The organism is Methylobacterium phyllostachyos (assembly GCF_900103445.1).
Lineage (GTDB): Bacteria > Pseudomonadota > Alphaproteobacteria > Rhizobiales > Beijerinckiaceae > Methylobacterium > Methylobacterium phyllostachyos.
Map to the genome: position 1 here is coordinate 245,594 of NZ_FNHS01000001.1, position 17,143 is coordinate 262,736.

General features: G+C 69.6%; 13 protein-coding genes. 10 read left to right on the forward strand and 3 right to left on the reverse strand.

Annotated elements, in window-relative coordinates; genetic code table 11:
* The first annotated feature begins 24 nt into the window (after positions 1-24).
* The 4 genes from BLQ49_RS01110 to BLQ49_RS01125 all read left to right on the forward strand — a co-directional run bounded on the left by BLQ49_RS01110 (position 25) and on the right by BLQ49_RS01125 (position 5,375).
* Positions 25-726 (forward strand): molybdate ABC transporter substrate-binding protein, encoded by a 702-nt coding sequence (locus tag BLQ49_RS01110; RefSeq protein WP_091713081.1) that lies wholly within the window; start codon positions 25-27, stop codon positions 724-726.
* 65 nt (positions 727-791) lie between these two features.
* Entirely contained in the window at positions 792-2,117 is a 1,326-nt protein-coding gene (locus tag BLQ49_RS01115; protein WP_091712607.1) for an MFS transporter, read from the forward strand.
* A gap of 139 nt (positions 2,118-2,256) precedes the next feature.
* Positions 2,257-3,888, forward strand: coding sequence for an ABC1 kinase family protein (locus BLQ49_RS01120; RefSeq protein ID WP_091712609.1), 1,632 nt, complete (start codon positions 2,257-2,259; stop codon positions 3,886-3,888).
* Positions 3,889-4,139: 251 nt separating this feature from the next.
* Complete coding sequence (locus BLQ49_RS01125) at positions 4,140-5,375, forward strand: sensor histidine kinase (RefSeq protein WP_091712610.1); 1,236 nt, start codon at positions 4,140-4,142, stop codon at positions 5,373-5,375.
* Positions 5,376-5,460: 85 nt separating this feature from the next.
* Here the strand turns inward: BLQ49_RS01125 and BLQ49_RS01130 are convergent, their stop codons facing one another.
* The gene (locus BLQ49_RS01130) at positions 5,461-5,802 is read right to left on the reverse strand and encodes an Hpt domain-containing protein (RefSeq protein WP_091712612.1); all 342 of its coding nucleotides are present in this window, start codon (positions 5,800-5,802) and stop codon (positions 5,461-5,463) included.
* Positions 5,803-6,172: 370 nt separating this feature from the next.
* On the opposite strand from BLQ49_RS01130, the gene BLQ49_RS01135 reads away from it, so the two are divergent.
* The 3 genes from BLQ49_RS01135 to BLQ49_RS01145 all read left to right on the forward strand — a co-directional run bounded on the left by BLQ49_RS01135 (position 6,173) and on the right by BLQ49_RS01145 (position 10,492).
* A complete protein-coding gene (locus tag BLQ49_RS01135) occupies positions 6,173-7,633 on the forward strand; it encodes a sensor histidine kinase (protein WP_091712614.1) in 1,461 nt (486 codons plus the stop codon).
* On the forward strand, positions 7,618-9,021 hold the full coding sequence (locus BLQ49_RS01140) for a sigma-54-dependent transcriptional regulator (protein ID WP_091712615.1): 1,404 nt from the start codon (positions 7,618-7,620) through the stop codon (positions 9,019-9,021). The genes BLQ49_RS01135 and BLQ49_RS01140 overlap by 16 nt, the downstream gene beginning before the upstream one ends.
* A 145-nt stretch (positions 9,022-9,166) precedes the next feature.
* Positions 9,167-10,492, forward strand: coding sequence for an MFS transporter (locus tag BLQ49_RS01145; RefSeq protein WP_091712617.1), 1,326 nt, complete (start codon positions 9,167-9,169; stop codon positions 10,490-10,492).
* Positions 10,493-10,555: 63 nt separating this feature from the next.
* Here the strand turns inward: BLQ49_RS01145 and BLQ49_RS01150 are convergent, their stop codons facing one another.
* Complete coding sequence (locus BLQ49_RS01150; protein ID WP_091712619.1) at positions 10,556-10,768, reverse strand: hypothetical protein; 213 nt, start codon at positions 10,766-10,768, stop codon at positions 10,556-10,558.
* 170 nt (positions 10,769-10,938) lie between these two features.
* On the opposite strand from BLQ49_RS01150, the gene BLQ49_RS01155 reads away from it, so the two are divergent.
* The 3 genes from BLQ49_RS01155 to eda all read left to right on the forward strand — a co-directional run bounded on the left by BLQ49_RS01155 (position 10,939) and on the right by eda (position 14,851).
* Positions 10,939-12,060 (forward strand): asparaginase, encoded by a 1,122-nt coding sequence (locus BLQ49_RS01155; RefSeq protein ID WP_091712621.1) that lies wholly within the window; start codon positions 10,939-10,941, stop codon positions 12,058-12,060.
* 311 nt (positions 12,061-12,371) lie between these two features.
* Positions 12,372-14,198 (forward strand): phosphogluconate dehydratase, encoded by a 1,827-nt coding sequence (edd, locus tag BLQ49_RS01160; protein WP_091712622.1) that lies wholly within the window; start codon positions 12,372-12,374, stop codon positions 14,196-14,198.
* A gap of 23 nt (positions 14,199-14,221) precedes the next feature.
* The gene (gene eda / locus BLQ49_RS01165) at positions 14,222-14,851 is read left to right on the forward strand and encodes a bifunctional 4-hydroxy-2-oxoglutarate aldolase/2-dehydro-3-deoxy-phosphogluconate aldolase (RefSeq protein ID WP_208858993.1); all 630 of its coding nucleotides are present in this window, start codon (positions 14,222-14,224) and stop codon (positions 14,849-14,851) included.
* A 63-nt stretch (positions 14,852-14,914) separates the two neighbouring features.
* On the opposite strand, the gene BLQ49_RS01170 is transcribed toward eda, so the two are convergent.
* On the reverse strand, positions 14,915-17,029 hold the full coding sequence (locus BLQ49_RS01170) for an ABC transporter ATP-binding protein/permease (protein ID WP_091712624.1): 2,115 nt from the start codon (positions 17,027-17,029) through the stop codon (positions 14,915-14,917).
* Positions 17,030-17,143 lie beyond the last annotated feature (114 nt).

Sequence of the window (17,143 nt, forward strand, 5' to 3'; positions counted from 1 at the left end):
AAAAAGAGATTGATGGACCCCGACATGACCGACGCTCCACCCCCGACCCAGCTGAAATGCGCCCTCGTGGTGCGCGGCGCCTTCGACGCGCATGTCATCCCGGCCTTCGAGGCGGCGGGTGGGCGGACGGCGATCCACTGGGCACCGACGACCGTCATCATGAAGGCGCTCGAAGCCGGCGAGACCGCCGACGCGGTGCTGGTCCTGTCGGACGCCATGGAGCGCCTGATCGCCGAGAACCGGGTCGAACCGGAGACGCGGGTGAACGCGGTGCGCTCGCGCTACGGCCTCGCCGTGAAGGCGGGGGCGCCACACCCGGACATCTCGACCGTCGAGGCGCTGAAGCAGACGCTCTTGGCGGCACGCTCGGTCGCCTATTCGCGCACGGGCGCCAGCGGGATCTACTTCGCAGGCCTGCTGCCGCGGCTTGGCCTCGCCGAGGCGGTCAACGCCAAGGCCACCATCATCCCGCAGGGTTTCACGGCGGAGAAGCTGGTCTCCGGTGAGGCCGACATCGCGGTCCAGCAGATCAGCGAATTGATGGTGGTGCCGGGGATCGAGGTGGTCGGGCCCTTCCCCGAGCCGGTGCAGGAGGTGACGACCTTCGCGGCCGCGATCCTGCGGAATGCGACCGATCGGGCGGGCGCCGCGCGCTTCCTCGCCGGGCTGACGACACCGGAGGCCGCGGACGCCTACCGGGCGAGCGGGCTGGAGCCAGCCTTCTGACCGGCTCGGGTATCCCCGCGCACCGATCAGCCACCTCCAAGAAACAAATATCCCGCGAGGAAACCATGGCCCCGAGCGAACAGGACCGGATCGTCCGACAGGTGTTCTTCCGGCTAATGCCGCTGCTCTTCATCGGCTACGTCATGGCCTATGTCGACCGGATCAATGTCGGCTTTGCGGCCCTGCGGATGAACGCTGATCTCGGCATCGGCCCGGCCGTGTTCGGGCTCGGCGCCGGGATCTTCTTCATCGGCTATTTCCTGTTCGAGGTGCCGAGCAACCTGATCCTGGAGAAGGTCGGCGCCCGGCGCTGGATCGCCCGGATCATGATCACCTGGGGCCTGCTCTCGGCCGCGATGATGTTCGTTCAGGGCGCGACGAGCTTCCTCGTCCTGCGCTTCCTGCTCGGGGCCGCGGAGGCCGGGTTCTACCCAGGCGTGATCCTCTACCTGACCTACTGGTTCCCCAAGGCCTATCGCGCCCGGATCTTCGGCGCCTTCGCGGTGGGAATCCCGGTTTCGCTGGCGATCGGCGCACCGCTCTCGACCGCGATCCTGCAGCTCGACGGGATGCTGGGTCTCAAGGGCTGGCAATGGCTGTTCCTGCTGGAGGGCATCCCGACCACGCTGTTCGGCTTCGTCTTCCTGGCGCTGATCCCGGACCGTCCCAAGGATGCGCACTGGCTCGCGCCCACCGACCGGACGGCCCTCCAGGCGGTGATCGACGCGGAGCAGCGCATGGTGGCGGCGACCCACGGCACCAGCCTGCGCCGGGCCTTCGCGGATCCGCGGCTGATCGCCCTGTCGTTCATTTACTTCGCCAACACGGGCGCCAATCTCGGCCTCGCGTTCTTCCTGCCGCAGATCCTCAAGAGCACCGGCCTCTCGGACATGCAGACCGGCCTGATGACTGCGGTGCCGTACGTGTTCGGGGTGGTGGGCGGCCTGACGATCGGCTGGATCTCGGATCGGACCAACGACCGGCGGCTGACGCTGGCGGGCGCACTCCTGCTCACGGCGACGGGCCTCGCGCTCGCGGGCTTCGCGACCGGCTCGCTCTGGGCCGTCGCCTTCATGGCGGTGGCGGCGGCCGGCCTCTACGGCGGCAAGGCGCCGTTCTGGGCGCTGCCCTCGGTGTTCCTCTCCGGCAGCGCGGCGGCGGGCGGCATCGCGCTGATCAACTGCGTGGGCAATCTCGGCGGCTTCGTCGCGCCCTCGATCGTGGGCTGGATCCGCGAGACCAGCGGCAGCTTCGAGGCCGGCCTGTACTTCCTGGCGGCGCTGGCCTTCTCGGCGGTCATCGTGACCTTGCTGGTCGTCAACGCACGGTTCGGTGACGCGCGACCCGCCAAGGGCCCCGCGGCCGTTCCGGCGGGCGCATCGCGCCGCTGAGGCAATCCGGCGCGGGATCGGCCCGGCCCCGCGCCGATAACGACGCGGGTGGCCCCATCCGGCGGTTCGCGACCGCAAAAAAGTCCTTATGCTCGTGCTGTCCGGGCACCCAATCCCGTCCGACCGGATCGCGCCCTCCATGCTGAAGACCGCCTTCGTTGCTGCCCGCGATCGTCAGCGGCTGTCGGAGATCGCGACGATCCTGATCGGCTTCGGCGTCACCCGCGTCGTGGACCGCCTCGGCCTGCGCTACCTGCCCCTGCTGCCGCGGCGCCGGCCACGGGTCGACGTCACCCGCCTGTCGGAGCCGGAACGGCTGCGCCGGGCGATCGAGGCGCTGGGGCCCACCTTCATCAAGTTCGGGCAGGTTTTGGCGAGCCGGCCGGACCTCCTGTCGCCGGCCTGGACCGAGGAGTTGCAGAAGCTCCACAGCCAGGTCGTACCCGTTTCCTGGGAGCAGATCGGACCGCAGCTCGAACAGGATCTCGGCGCCCCGCCCCAGGAGGTGTTCGCCGAGTTCAATACCGACCCGATCGCCTCGGCCTCGATCGCGCAGGTCTATCGCGCGCGGTTGCACTCGGGCGAGGACGTGATCGTCAAGGTGCTGCGGCCGAACCTGCGCAAGATCATCGAGGCGGATCTGCGCCTGATGGCGCACGGCGCCCGCATCGTCGAGAACGAGTGGCCCGACATGGCCCGCTACCAGCCGCGGGAGCAGATGCGCCACCTCGCCGAGGGGCTGAACGGCGAGCTCGACCTGCTCAACGAGGCGCGCAACTGCGAGCTTCTGGCCCAGATCTTCGACGACCGCGACGACATCGTCTTCCCGAAGATCCATTGGGAATACTGCTCCGAGCGCGTGCTGGTGCAGGACTTCATTCACGGCATCCCGCCGAACGACGACGCGGCCCTCCGGGCGGCCGGGGTGGACAAGAAGCTGCTCGCGCAGAAGGGTACGGACGCCTTCCTGCAGATGGCGCTGATCGAGGGCGTGTTCCACGCCGATCCGCATCCCGGCAACATGCTGGCGCTGCCGGGCAACAAGATCGGCTTCATCGATTTCGGCATCATCGGCCGGCTGTCGCAGCGCCGCCGCTCACAGCTCCTCGTGCTCATCGGCGCGATGCTCAAGCAGGATGCGGACGGCCTGATGGCCGTACTCCTCGACTGGACGGGCACGAGCAACCCAGATCTCACACGCCTCCAAGTCTCGGCCCAGTCCTTCGTGGAGAGCCATTCCTCGATCCCGCTGAATCTCGGGCTGGTGCTCACCGACTTCATGAACATGGCCCGCGAGAACGACCTCGCGATGCCCACCGACCTCGCCATCCTGTTCAAGGGGCTGGTCACCGCCGATGGCGTGATGCGCCACCTCGACCCGAATTTCGACCTGTTCGCTGCGGCCGGCCCCACCGTCAAGGCCAGCATGCAGACGCAGTTCTCGCTCGGCGCGCTCAAGCAGAAGGCCGAGGCGCTCGGCGTCGGCCTCTATGGGGCGGCCTCGGAACTCCCGACCCTGATCCACCTGATGCTGGTGCGCCTGAAGCAGGGCCGCGTCACGGTCGAGATCGAGGTGAAGGGTCTCGACAAGGTCACCCGCGGCATCGAGCGCGCCGCCGCGCGGGTGGCGGTGGCCCTGGTGGTGGCGGCCTTCGCGACCCAGCTCGCGCCGCGCCTCATCGATCTCGGCACGCCGGTCTTCGTCTCGATCGGCTTGATTATCTTCGTGCTCGGGATCGGCTGGCTCGTCCTGCTGATGCGCAACAAGTAGCTGATTTCGTCACGGAACAGGATTGCAGCATAAGTTTTCGCCTGACGGTGAATACACGCACCGATTGATTATCCCGACCGTCATGCTAGCGTGAGCCATCCAACGATTCGCATGGCTGCGAGCCGGGATCCGGCGCCAGAAGCGGCTCAAGCCGCCGGCGCTCACCCGCTTGCGACAGCGCGTACCTGCGCCTCGCTGGACCTGCTGCGCCGCGCACAAGCGCGCCGCCGGTGGCGAGAAGGGGGCGCGCGATGGAGAGGATCGTCGTATTGCCGCGGGCGGACGGGGCGGAGTACCGCCTCGGTATCCTCGAAGCGGAGAATGCGCGCCTGCGTGATCTGCTGGCGCAGGCAACCGCGCAGGCGGACCGCGAGCGGCAGCGAAGCCGGCGCCTCGGCCGCATCATCGAGGCCGCGAGCCGCGTCGAGGCCGGGAGATTGGCTGGCGAGCGGTTACAGCCCATCACCCTCCCGAAGCGGGATCGGGCGCGCGACCGTCCGGATATCCGGACGCCGCTCGCGGGATTGCGGCCGGCTGCATCGCCGCCAGCGGCCAACGATTATCTGGAGCTGCTCGATCGTGATGGTTGCGTGATCACCGCGTCGGAGGGCGGCCCGGCGCTGTCCGGCGCATGCGACGAGGCGGAGGTCATTGGCCACCCCTGGATCCAGGTTTGGACCCGGCCGGAGGATCGGGACGCCGTCGCCGTCGCCCTGGACCGGGCGCGCCAGGGGCGGCCGAGCCGGTTCCAGGCGCAGCTCGCGGTTGGCGCCGGGATCCGATGGTGGGACGTGGCCGTGACGCCGATCGGCGCGACGCCGGGGAGCCCTGAGCGCATCCTCACGGTCTCGCGCGACATCACCGAGTTGAAGCTCGCCGAGGCGCACCAGACGCTGCTGATGCAGGAACTCGCGCACCGGATGAAGAACACCATCGCCATGGTCCAGGCCGTGGCGGCGCAGACCATGCGCAACGCCGTGTCGCTGGAATCGGCCGGCGAGGCCCTGTCGGCGCGCCTGCTGGCCCTGGCCAAGGCCCACGACGTTCTCCTCCAGGGCTCCTTTGCCCGAGCCTCGCTGGTCGGGTTGGTCGCGGGGGCGGTCTCACTCCACGACGACGGCATGACGGGGCGCTTCCGGATCAGCGGCCCCGACGTGACCCTGGGATCGCGGCACGGCCTGACCCTGGCTTTGATGCTGCACGAACTCGGGACCAACGCAGCCAAATACGGTGCGCTCTCGGTGGCCGACGGACGGGTCGGCATCACCTGGGCGGTGATCGAGGCCGAGAGCGGCCCGCAGCTGCGCTTCCGCTGGGAGGAGACCTGTGGTCCGCCCGTGACCCCGCCCACCCGCAGCGGCTTCGGGACACGCCTCATCGCGCGCAGCCTCGTGCACGGATTCGGCGGCACGGCGCAGCTCAGCTATCCCCCGGAGGGCGCTGTCCTGATCTTCGAGGCGCCGCTCGAAGCGGTCACCGTAGACTGACGGCGGTTCCGTCGTTCCGGGGGCATGCGTTCCGGGGGAAGCCAGCCGGATCCGCTCGGGCACCCTTCCTACGGCGAAACGCGCTTCACCCCCCGGCCCCGGCTTCCGCCTGAAGGTTCTGAAGGGCCGCCAGCGTCCGGTCGCGCAGGCGTTCTGCCTCCGCCAACAGGTCCGTCAGATCGTCTCCCGCCTGGGCGGCCTCCTCAAGGGTGCGGCAGGCCCGGGAAAGAGCGTCGCAACCGAGCATGCCCGCCATCGACACGAGCGTGTGCGCCTCGCGCCCGTAATCGGCCGCCGCGCGATCCTGGCCTGCGAAGGCTTCGGCGAGGAACAGCAGGAACCGGTCGACGATGCGGGCAAGCTTCTCCGGTCCGATCACCGCACGGAGTTCGTCGAGCGCCTCCCGGTTTACGAGCGCGTGGGACACGGTCCAACTCCGTGTAGGGACCTGCAGGGCGATCGGAGGATGGCGCAGGCGCGACACAGTCCAGAGACCGGGGTTGACGGATTCGTGACTGCCGCCTGTGTCAACTTTTCGACGCAAGCCTCATCCGCTGCCGACAGTTCCAAGACACCGGCGCCAATCCAGCTCCGAAGGCGAGTTTTCAGTGGATGGACCGACGCTTTCCGCTTCCAACCTCCCGGTAGAGTTGTGGATAGTCGATCCTGAACTTCAAACGTGTATCTTGTTTCGATGCCGAGTGCGTAGCCAGGCGCACCGACAATGCTTAGGGACCGGTCCCGGGCGGGCCGGACGCCGCCGGAGGAGCCCGCGCCGTGACCGATCAAGCGCCGCCGTGACAGCCTACAGCCTGCGGGCCCGGCTCGTCACCCTGTGGATCCTGCTGCTGACCTCCGCCATCGCGACCGCCTATCTGATGTTCGGCGTCTACGCCCAGTCGACCGGCGTGCAGGTGGCCCAGGCGGATGTGACGGTGGGACGGGCCTGCCGCGAGATCCTGGACCGGTACGCGGCCCTGGTCGGCCTGCGCGCGGGCGTCGCCGAAGCCGACCTCGCCGGAGTGGTCGAGGCGGCGCTTGCCGGTTTTTCGGGGATCGAGGGCGGCATCTGGAGCGCGGCGGACGGGTCTGTCGTCTACGCCTATCCCACCTACGAAGGCACCGGCCCGAAGACCGATCTCCCGGCCGCGGAGCGCGACACGATCGCGGCGGTGAACGCCCAGGCCCTGCGCGCCAACCATGCCGTCTCGGTGAACCGGCCCAGCCGAACGCAGGTGCTCCTGCTCCAGGCCTGCCCGCTGCGCGCATCCGAGGCGGGGCTGACGGCCTGGACCATGGGGCGCGCCCACGTCAACGACGGCCCGACCTACACGCGCTTCCTGGCCGGGCTCGGTTTCCTGACCGTCACGGTCCTCGGCTCGGCGGCGTTCCTCGGGTGGTTCCTCTACGGGTTCTCCGGCCGGATCGCCCGGTTGGAGGCCGCCCTTGCGGCACCGCGTCCCGATGGCGGGGACTTGCCGCGCCTCGACCGGACCGGCGAGCGTGAGCTCGACCGTCTGGTCGATGCCCTCAACGCGGCGGGCGGTCGGCTGCGGGAGGCCCAGGCCCGGGTGGTGGCAGCCGAACGCCTTGCCGCGGTCGGCCGCCTCGCGGCGAGCATCGCCCACGAGATCCGCAACCCGATCGCGGCGATGCGGCTGAAGGCGGAGAACGCCCTGGTCAGCGGCGATCCGAACCGCGCCGCCACCGCCCTCGGGACCGTGCTCGGCCAGATCGCCCGGGTCGACACGCTGCTGCGCGACCTGCTCAACCTGACCCAGGCGCGCGCCCTCAACCGGGCGCCGACCGCGGTCGCGCCGCTGCTGGCGGACTGCGCGAGCCTGCACGAGGACTTCGCGGGCGCCCGGGGGGTCCGGATCGAGATCGCGACCGACGGGCTGCCCGAAGCGGATCAGCCCCATATCGACCGGTGTCAGGTCGGCCGCGCCCTCGACAACCTCTTGCTGAACGCGCTCCAGAACACGCCACCCGGCGGCCGGGTGCACCTCGGCGCCCAGCGGGTCACGATCGACGGCACCCTCCGCCTGCGGCTCTGCGTGAGTGACACGGGCGCCGGCATCGACCCCGCGATCCGGTCCAGCCTGTTCGAGCCCTTCGTCACCGGCCGCCCGGACGGGACCGGGCTCGGCCTCGCGATCGTGCGCGAGATCGCCGTGGCGCATCGTGGCGCGGTCGGGTTGGTTGCGGACGCGCCGGAAACCACCTTCGTGCTGGACCTGCCATGGCGACCATCCTGATCGTCGACGACGACCCGGCCCTGCGCGACGGGCTCGCCGAGACCGTGACCGATCTCGGACACACGCCTCTGCCGGCGGCCTCCGGCACCGAGGCGCTCGCGCGGCTTCAGGACAGCCCGGTTGCGGCGGTGCTCCTCGACCTGCGCATGCCCGGTGACCTCGACGGCCTCTCGACGCTGGAGCGGATCTGTGGGCTGCCGGACAGGCCACCTGTGACCGTGCTGACCGCCTTCGCGAGCCCGGCCAACACCATCGAGGCGATGCGTCTGGGTGCGCACGACCACCTCACCAAGCCGGTCGGGCGTGCTGACCTCGCCGCCGCCATCGAGGCGATGCTGCGAACTGTCCGCACGGAGGAAGCCGCGCCGCCAGCACAATCCGGGCACCCGGTCCTCGTCGGGTCCAGCGAGGGGATGCGGCGCGTTCAGAAGACGATCGGTCTTGTCGCCGACACCGACTCCACGGTGCTGGTCCAGGGCGAGACCGGCACCGGCAAGGAGGAGGTGGCACGGGCGCTCCACGCCTATTCGCGCCGACGCGCGCGTCCCTTCGTGCCGGTGAACTGCGCGGCGGTCCCGGGGGATCTGCTGGAGAGCGAGCTGTTCGGCCATGTCCGGGGGGCGTTCGGCGGGGCAGCGGCGGACCGCGCCGGTGCCTTCCATCTCGCGGAGGGCGGCACGCTGTTCCTGGACGAGATCGGCGACATGCCGGCCGCCATGCAGGCCAAGATCCTGCGCGTCATCCAGGATTGCGTGGTGACGCCGCTCGGCGGCCGCCCGGGCCGGGTCGATGTCCGCCTCGTCGCCGCGACCCACCGCGACCTCCCGGCGTTGGTCGCCGAGGGCCGGTTCCGCGCCGACCTGTATTATCGTCTCAACGTCGTGCCGATCGCACTGCCGCCGTTGCGCGAGCGCTTGGCCGACATCGTTCCCCTGGCCGAACACTTTCTGCTCCGGTCGGGCAAGCGCCTCAGCCGGGGCGCCGCATCCCGCCTGCTGGCACATGACTGGCCCGGCAACGTCCGCGAGTTGCGCAACGTCGTCGAGCGCGCCGGGGTGCTGGTACGCGGCGGCATGATCGCAGCCGACGATCTCGGCCTCCCATCGGACAGGCCCGACCGGCGGCCCGGGGAGGCTCCGCCCCCCGATTGGCTCTCCGGCGACCTGCCCGGCGCCGTCGCCCGTCTGGAGCGGACCATGATCGCCGCCGCGCTCCGCGAAGCCGATGGCAACAGGGCCCGGGCCGCCCGCCGCCTGGGCATTCAACGGCAGCTTCTCTACGCCAAGATCGAGCGCTACGGCCTCGGTGCACCGGGTGTCGGCCTGTCGGCGGACACGACAGCCGATGTCGGGAATCCCGACGCTTCCGAGGCCCCCGACGCGGGTTGAACCCTTCGGGCCCTGAAGAACCGCGCGGGGCCGGGCCGCCGGTGCCGCTGCGAAGGAACCGATTGAACGGCGGGGCGTCGAGCACCGCGAGCGACGGGCCGCCTGACGTGGGGCGGCGGCGTTCGTCTGATTGGGGCGGGTCGGGATGAGCAGCATCGAGACGGGCGGGACGCTTGCGGGCGCCGGCAAGCGTAGCCCTTCGACCAAAGCCCTGGGCGGCCTCGACGCCCTCAACTTCTTCCTGGCTGACGTACGCGACGGGCTCGGCCCCTACCTCGCCATCTACCTCATCGCCGTGCGCGGCCCGAGCCAGGGCTGGAACGAGGCCACGACCGGTCTCGTCATGACGATCGCGGGCATCCTCGGCCTCGTGGCGCAGACACCCGCGGGCGCCTTCATCGACGCCACCAACCACAAGCGCGCCGTGGTGATCGGCGGCGCCATCGCGGTGACGGCGAGCTGCCTCGTCCTGCCGTTCATCTCGAACTTCTACCTCGTGACAGCAACCCAATCGATCGCGCATGTCGCCGGCACGATCTTCCCGCCGGCGCTGGCCGCCATCACCCTCGGCCTCGTCGGCCCGAAGATGTTCGCCAAGCGGATCGGCCGGAACGAGGGCTTCAACCACGCCGGCAACGCGGTGTCTGCCGCGATGGCCGGGGGGCTCGCCTACTTCTTCGGGCCGATCGTGGTGTTCTGGCTCATGGGCATCCTGGCGGCCTGCTCGATCGGCGCCATGCTGATGGTACCGGCCGACGCCATCGACGACGACCTCGCCCGGGGCATGACCGAGGAGGAGGAAGCGCAGCAGGAGAAGCCCTCCGGCCTCGCCACCCTGCTGCAGAACAAGGCCTTGCTCCTCTTCGCGGTGCTCTGCGCGATCTTCCACCTCGCCAACGCCGCCATGCTCACCTCGGTCGGCCAGCTCCTCACCCACCTGTCGGGCAAGGACCACGCGACCTCGCTGATCGCGGTCTGCATCGTGGCGGCGCAGTGCGTGATGGTGCCCGTGGCGATCTTCGTGGGCGCCAAGGCCGACGTGATCGGCCGCAAGCCAATCTTCCTGGCGGCCTTCGGGGTTCTGGCGGTGCGCGGGGTTCTGTACACGCTGTCCGACAACCCGTTCTGGCTGGTCGGCGTGCAGCTGCTCGATGGGGTCGGCGCGGGCATCTATGGCGCGTTGTTCCCGATCGTCGTGTCCGACCTGACCCGCGGCGGCGGGCGCTTCAACGCCGCCCAGGGTGCGGTGGCCACCGCCCAGGGCATCGGCGCATCGCTCAGCGCGACGCTCGCGGGCGTGATCATCGTGTCGGCCGGCTATTCCACGGCCTTCCTGGCGCTGGCCGCCATCGCGGCCCTCGGCTTCGCGCTGTACCTCACACTGATGCCCGAGACCCGCGGGGGCGCCGCCGCCGGCAGCGAGCCCGAGAGTGGCGGCACGCTTCCGCCAGCCGTTCCTGCGAGCGCGTGAAGAGGGACAGGAACGACCACTCCGTTCGCGGGAGCGTCGCCACGGCGGCCGGCTAGACGGGCCTTACGAGGCGGCAGCGAACTCGGAGACGGCTTCCATCGCCTGTGTCGCCTCCGGCGGTGCCTTGCGCGACACGTAGTAGATGTCGACAGCGCGCCAGAAGGCGCCTTGCTCCTCGGGAGAACGGCGGGCGAGCGAACCTTCGAGGATCGCCATGGCGGCCTGGGCGGGCTCGCTCCGCTCCAGCTCTTCGAGCAGACCGGCGAGATGCGGCATGGGGCTTACCTCCGAACGGACAGCAACCCAGTGTAACGCCCGAGCTTGCGTAACGATCCAGCTCTGCCTGCTGCACGGCGGCCCGCACGATCCTTGCCTGACGATTCCGCGCGGCTACCATCGCCGCGGCGAGTCCGACTCGCCATCGTCCAACGCTAGAGGATCACCGCATGTTTTCCTGCCGAAGCGGCGCGGCCCATTCCCTGCGCGGAGCAGCCTTCGCGCTGACCCTGGCCAGCCTCTGCGGATCGAGCCCGCTGCTCGCCCGCGAGATGCCCGAGTCCGGGACGGCCGCCGCGACCCGGAAGCCGAACGTGGTGATCCTCGCCACCGGCGGCACCATCGCGGGCGCGGGCGCGGATGCCGCTAACAGCGCGACCTACACCGCCGCCAAGGTGCCGGTGGACAAGCTGATCGCCGCCGTGCCGCAGATCAGCACCATCGCCAATGTCCGCGGCGAGCAGGTCTTCCAGATCGCCTCCGAGAGCTTCACCGATACCCAGCTCGTCCAGCTCGGCAAGCGCGTCTCGCAGCTCCTGAAGCAGGACGACGTCGACGGCGTGGTCGTCACCCACGGCACCGACACCCTGGAGGAGACCGCCTTCTTCCTCGACCTGGTGGTGAAGAGCGACAAGCCGATCGTGGTGGTCGGCTCGATGCGGCCGGGCACCGCGATCTCGGCCGATGGCGCCCTCAACCTCCTCGATGCCGTGACGGTGGCGGGCAGCAAGGAGGCGATCGGCAAGGGCGTCACCGTGACGATGAACGACACCATCCAGTGCGGCCGCGATGTGAACAAGCGGACCAACGTCGTCCCGAGCGCCTTCTACAGCCAATGGGGGCCGCTCGGCATGGTGGTCGAGGGCAAGACCTACTTCTTCCGCTCCCTCGCGAAGCGGCACAACACGAGTTCCGAGTTCGACATCGACCAGATCGACAGCCTGCCGCTGGTCGGCATCGTGTACGGCTCGGGCAACATGATCCCGGGCGTGTACGACGCTGAGGTCCAGGCGGGCGCCAAGGCGATCGTCAACGCCGGCACCGGCAACGGCTCGGTGGCGGGCTACCTCGTCGACAAGCTCAAGGACATCCGCTCCAAGGGCACGATCGTGATCCGCTCCTCGCGTGTGCCGGACGGAATCGTCCTGCGCAATGCCGAGCAGCCGGACGACAAATACGATTGGGTGGTGGCGAACGATCTCAATCCCGCCAAAGCCAAGATCCTGGCCGCCGTGGCGCTCACCAAGACGAACGACACGAAGGAGCTGCAGCGGATCTTCTGGGAGTATTGAGGCGGTTCGTGGCGGAGAGCTTCCCCTCCCCCTTGCGGGGAGGGGCCAGGGGTGGGGGTGGTTCAGGATCGAGCGTGACGGTGCCTCCTGCACCACCTCCACCTCCTCCCCACAAGGGGGAGGAGAGAACGCCTCGGCCAACGATGGGCGAGTCTGCGAGCCCAACTAAGAGGGGAGGCGCACCCCGCATCGCCCAGCCGGGTTACATCCCGCAGCACACAGCTTAAGTACCGGCAACCGACATGGCCCTGGCGCCGAGCCGAATCGCGGCGTCAGTCCCGCCCGTCGGCACCGAGCCTGGAGGAATCAGCATGACCGAGCTTCATCCCGAGGTCGCGGCGGTCACCGAGCGCGTCGTTTCGCGCTCCCGCGAGACCCGGCGCGCCTATCTCGATCTGATTGCGCGTGAGCGCGAGGCGGGGGTCCGGCGCGGCAAGCTCGCCTGCGGCAACCTCGCCCACGGCTTCGCGGCCGCCGGCGAGGACAAGGCGGCGATCCGCGACGAGCGGACCACGATGAACATCGGCATCGTGACCGCCTACAACGACATGCTCTCGGCCCATCAGCCCTACGGACGCTACCCGGAGCAGATCAAGCTGTTCGCCCGGGAGCGCGGCGCCACCGCGCAGGTCGCGGGCGGCACGCCGGCCATGTGCGACGGGGTCACGCAGGGCCAGAGCGGCATGGAGCTGTCGCTGTTCTCCCGGGACACGATCGCCCTCTCGACCGCGGTGGGCTTGAGCCACGGGATGTTCGACGGCGCGGCTTTGCTCGGCATCTGCGACAAGATCGTGCCCGGCCTGCTGATCGGGGCGCTCCGCTTCGGCCATCTGCCGACGATCCTGATCCCCGCCGGGCCCATGCCCTCGGGCCTCGCCAACAAGGAGAAGCAGCGGATCCGCCAACTCTACGCCGAGGGCAAGGTCGGCCGCGCCGAACTCCTCGAATCCGAGTCCGCCTCCTACCACTCCGCCGGCACCTGCACGTTCTACGGCACCGCCAACTCCAATCAGATGATGATGGACATGATGGGCCTGCACATGCCGGGCGCCTCGTTCATCAATCCCGGCACCAAGCTGCGGCAGGCCGTGACCCGCGCGGCGATCCACCGGCTCACCGAGATCGGCGGCGCCGGCAACGATTACCGGCCGCTCGGCCTCTGCGTCGACGAGAAGGCGATCGTGAACGCGGCCGTCGGCCTGCTCGCCACGGGCGGCTCGACCAACCACGCGATCCACCTGCCGGCCATTGCCCGCGCCGCCGGCATCGTGATCGACTGGGAGGATATCGACCGCCTCTCCAGCGCCGTGCCGCTGATTGCCCGGGTCTACCCGAACGGCGCCGGCGACGTGAACCACTTCCACGCCGCGGGCGGGATGAGCTTCGTGATGCGCGCACTGCTCGACGCCGGCCTGCTGCACGACGACATCCTCACCGTGGCCGGCCAGTCGCTGCGCGATCATGCCCGCGACCCGAAGCTCGACGGCGAGGAGCTGGTCTTCGAGGATGCCGTGCCGGAGAGCCTCGACGACGCGATGCTGCGCCGGCCCGACAACCCGTTCCAGCCGGATGGTGGCATGCGGCTCGTGAAGGGCAATCTCGGCCGAGCGACGTTCAAGACCAGCGCCGTCGAGGAGCAGCGCCGCACCATCGAGGCCCCGGCCCGGGTGTTTTCCGATCAGGACGAGGTGCTGAAGGCGTTCAAGGCCGGCGAGCTGGAGCGCGATGTCGTGGTGGTGGTCCGGTTCCAGGGCCCGAAGGCCAACGGCATGCCGGAGCTGCACAAGCTCACCCCGCCGCTCGGCGTGCTGCAGGACCGCGGGCATAAGGTCGCCCTGGTGACGGACGGGCGGATGTCGGGCGCCTCCGGAAAGGTCCCGGCCGCCATCCACCTGAGCCCCGAGGCTTTGGGCGGCGGGCCGATCGGGCGGATCCGCGACGGCGACATTGTCCGCCTCAGCGCCGCCGAGGGTCTGCTGGAGGTGCTGGTGGACGACGCGGAATTCGCTGCCCGTCCCGAGGCCGAGGCCCCGCCGCCCAGCCAGGGCACCGGACGCGAATTGTTCGCGTTCATGCGCCATGGGGCCGACACGGCCGAGCGCGGCGCCTCCGCGATGCTCGCCGCCGCCGGTCTCTGAAACCTGTATAGGAGTTGCCGACCATGAACGATCTGACCAGCATCGACGCGCTGATGCGCTCCGTGCCCGTCATTCCGGTCCTGGTGATCGACGACGTGGCCCAGGCGCGGCCCATCGCCGAGGCCCTGGTGAAGGGCGGGCTGACCGCCCTGGAGGTCACCCTGCGCACGCCCGCCGCCCTCGATGTGATCCGGGAGATGACCCGGGTCGAGGGCGCGGTCGTCGGCGCCGGGACGGTGCTCAACCCGCGCGATCTCGAGAACGCCCTGGCGGCTGGCGCCGAGTTCATCGTCTCGCCCGGCCTCACGGAGCCGCTGACCGACGCAGCCAAGGCCAACGGTGTGCCCTACCTGCCGGGCGTCGCCACCGCGGCCGACATCATGCGCGGGCTGGATTACGGGCTCGACCGGTTCAAGTTCTTCCCGGCCGAGGCGGCGGGCGGCATCAAGGCGCTGAAGGCGCACGCGGCCGTGTTCGGCGCGGTGCGGTTCTGCCCGACGGGCGGGATCACCGAGGCGACCGCCCCAGACTGGCTGGCGATCCCATCCGTGCTCTGCGTCGGCGGAAGCTGGGTGGTGAAGCCTGGTACACCGGATTCGGCGGCGATCGAGCTGGCGGCGCGGGCGGCCGCGAAGCTGCGGACGGGGGCATAAGGCAGCATCGGCCGTGCGGGCTCCCTCCCCCTCTGCGGGGGAGGGAGCAGCGGATCAGGCCCGCTACTCCGCCGGCAGCGGCTGCCGCTGCTGCTCGCGCGGGGTGAACACCCCGCCCTCCGGCTCCAGCGTGATGCGCCGGTCGTGGAACGCCTCCAGCGTCGAGCGGTGGCCGATCGACACGATGGTCGTGCCGGGCAGGCGCTCGCGCAAGGTCCGGTAGAGCGCCGCCTCGGAGGGCTCGTCGAGGGAGGCGGTCGCCTCGTCGAGGAACAGCCATGCGGGCTTGGCCAGCAGCACGCGCGCGATGGCGAGCCGCTGCTGCTCGCCCCCCGACAGGCGCCGCTCCCAGGTATCAACCTCGTCCAGGCGGTCGGCGAGGTGCGGAAGCTGGGCGGCGATTAGGGCGTCGCGGATCTCCGCGTCTGAGAACTGGTCGGTGGTGTTCGGATAGACCACGGCGCCGCGCAGGGTGCCGAGCGGGATGTAGGGCCGCTGCGGCAGCAGCAGCGCCGATTGTCCGGCCGGCACGTCGACCCGGCCCTTACCGAACGGCCAGATCCCGGCGATCGCCCGGAACAGCGTCGACTTGCCCGAGCCGGACGGGCCGGTCACCAGGGTCGCGCCGCCCCGCGGCAGCGTCAGCGCGTCGGCGGTCACGATCGGGCGCCCGTCCGGCAGGGCGAGTACAAGGCCGCGCGCGGTCACGTCGCCGCTGCTGTCGTTGCCCTGGACGAGCCCGTAGCCCGCCGCCGCCAGCGCCTCGGCCTTGGTCATGGCCCGGCGGAAGGAGCCGAGACGGTTGGTGTTGGCCTTGTAGGCCGCGAGCGTCGTGTAGGAATCCACGAAGAACGACAGCGAACTCTGCACCTGCCCGAAGGCCTGCGAGGTCTGCTGGAGCGCGCCCAAAGTGATCTTCTTGGCGAAGAACGAGGGTGCAGCCAGCACCATCGGGAAGATCACGCTCGCCTGCCGGTAGCTGAACGTGAAGGCGATCAGCTTGATGCGGCGGAAGATGATGCCGACGTAATTGTCGATCACGCTGTGGAACAGCGTCGAGAGCCGGGAGGCCTCGGCGCGCTCGCCGCGCAGCAGCGCGATCTGCTCGGAATAGATGCGGTTGCGGGCCAGCGCGAAGCGGAAATTCGCCTCGACCTGCTCCTGGCGGAAATCGAGCCCGATGAGCGGCCGGCCGATCAGATGGGTCAGCCACGTGCCCACCACCGCGTAGCCGATCACCAGCCACACCAGGAAGCCCGGGATCACCGTATCGGTGAACGGCACGACGAAGTCGCGCGACAGGGTCCAGAGGATGACCATGAACGAGACGAGCTGCGCCGCCTGGCTGAGCAGCCGGATCGACAGGGTGGTGGTCTGCACGATGAAGCTGTTGACGTCGGCCTGGATGCGCTGATCCGGGTTGTCGGCCTCCTCGTCGGTGAACGGGATCCGGTAATGGGTGCCGTTGCCGAGCCAGCGCTCGTACAGGCTATGGGTCAGCCACGTGCGCCAGCGGATCAGCAGCGAGGAATCCACGAACAGGTCGAACATGCCGATGGCGATGTTCAGCGTGGCCAGCGGCACGAATACCCAGAGCAGCTGATACCAGAAGGCGTTCGCGTCATACTCCTGCAGGGAGTTGTAGATGTCGCGATAGAAGAAGTTGAACCGCAGGGTCAGCGCCACGTCGGCGAAGTTCACGAAGATCGACAGCGCCACGAGGTTGCGACCGATCCGCCCCTCGGTGGTCCCGAACCAGCGGAACAGGCCGATCTCCTTGGTGGGCCTGTCGCGGTTGGCGAAGTAGGGGTCGGCGATGTTGGTGATCGCCTGGATCGGCTCGAGATACGAGATGCCGAGCACGATGGCGGCGAACACCACCGCGCCGGTGGCCGCGAAAGCCGGGGGCAGAAGCGCGGCGATCACCGGCGGCAGCAGGCCCATGGCAGCGGCGGTCTTCGTACCGGCGAGCAGCAGGTAGCCGACGCCGTAGACCGAGACGAACACCTTCAGGTAGGCCGAGATTCCATTCGACGCGACCAGGATGCCGGCCAGCACGAAGCCGGCGAGCGAGACGTAGAGCGGCGGGCTCGGAATGCCCGGCATGGCCAGCAGGATCAGCGCGGCCACGGCCGTGAGCACGGCCTGAATCCCGAGCCCGGTCCTGAGTGCAGCCACGCGTCTCTCCCGTCCCAGCGCGCCAGAAACGGGCGCAACCCGGCGGCCTTGGCCCCGGTCGATGGCGAGATAGTGGCCTTTGCCCCACGCTGTCGCGTGAAATTGTCGTCACGT

Excerpts from the sequence above, each read along its gene's own strand:
- BLQ49_RS01110 (WP_091713081.1), top strand. The coding sequence starts at position 25 with ATGACCGACGCTCCACCCCCGACCCAGCTGAAATGCGCCCTCGTGGTG.
- BLQ49_RS01115 (WP_091712607.1), top strand. The coding sequence starts at position 792 with ATGGCCCCGAGCGAACAGGACCGGATCGTCCGACAGGTGTTCTTCCGG.
- BLQ49_RS01120 (WP_091712609.1), top strand. The coding sequence starts at position 2,257 with ATGCTGAAGACCGCCTTCGTTGCTGCCCGCGATCGTCAGCGGCTGTCG.
- BLQ49_RS01125 (WP_091712610.1), top strand. The coding sequence starts at position 4,140 with ATGGAGAGGATCGTCGTATTGCCGCGGGCGGACGGGGCGGAGTACCGC.
- BLQ49_RS01140 (WP_091712615.1), top strand. The coding sequence starts at position 7,618 with ATGGCGACCATCCTGATCGTCGACGACGACCCGGCCCTGCGCGACGGG.
- BLQ49_RS01145 (WP_091712617.1), top strand. The coding sequence starts at position 9,167 with ATGAGCAGCATCGAGACGGGCGGGACGCTTGCGGGCGCCGGCAAGCGT.
- BLQ49_RS01150 (WP_091712619.1), bottom strand. The coding sequence starts at position 10,768 with ATGCCGCATCTCGCCGGTCTGCTCGAAGAGCTGGAGCGGAGCGAGCCC.
- BLQ49_RS01155 (WP_091712621.1), top strand. The coding sequence starts at position 10,939 with ATGTTTTCCTGCCGAAGCGGCGCGGCCCATTCCCTGCGCGGAGCAGCC.
- edd (WP_091712622.1), top strand. The coding sequence starts at position 12,372 with ATGACCGAGCTTCATCCCGAGGTCGCGGCGGTCACCGAGCGCGTCGTT.
- eda (WP_208858993.1), top strand. The coding sequence starts at position 14,222 with ATGAACGATCTGACCAGCATCGACGCGCTGATGCGCTCCGTGCCCGTC.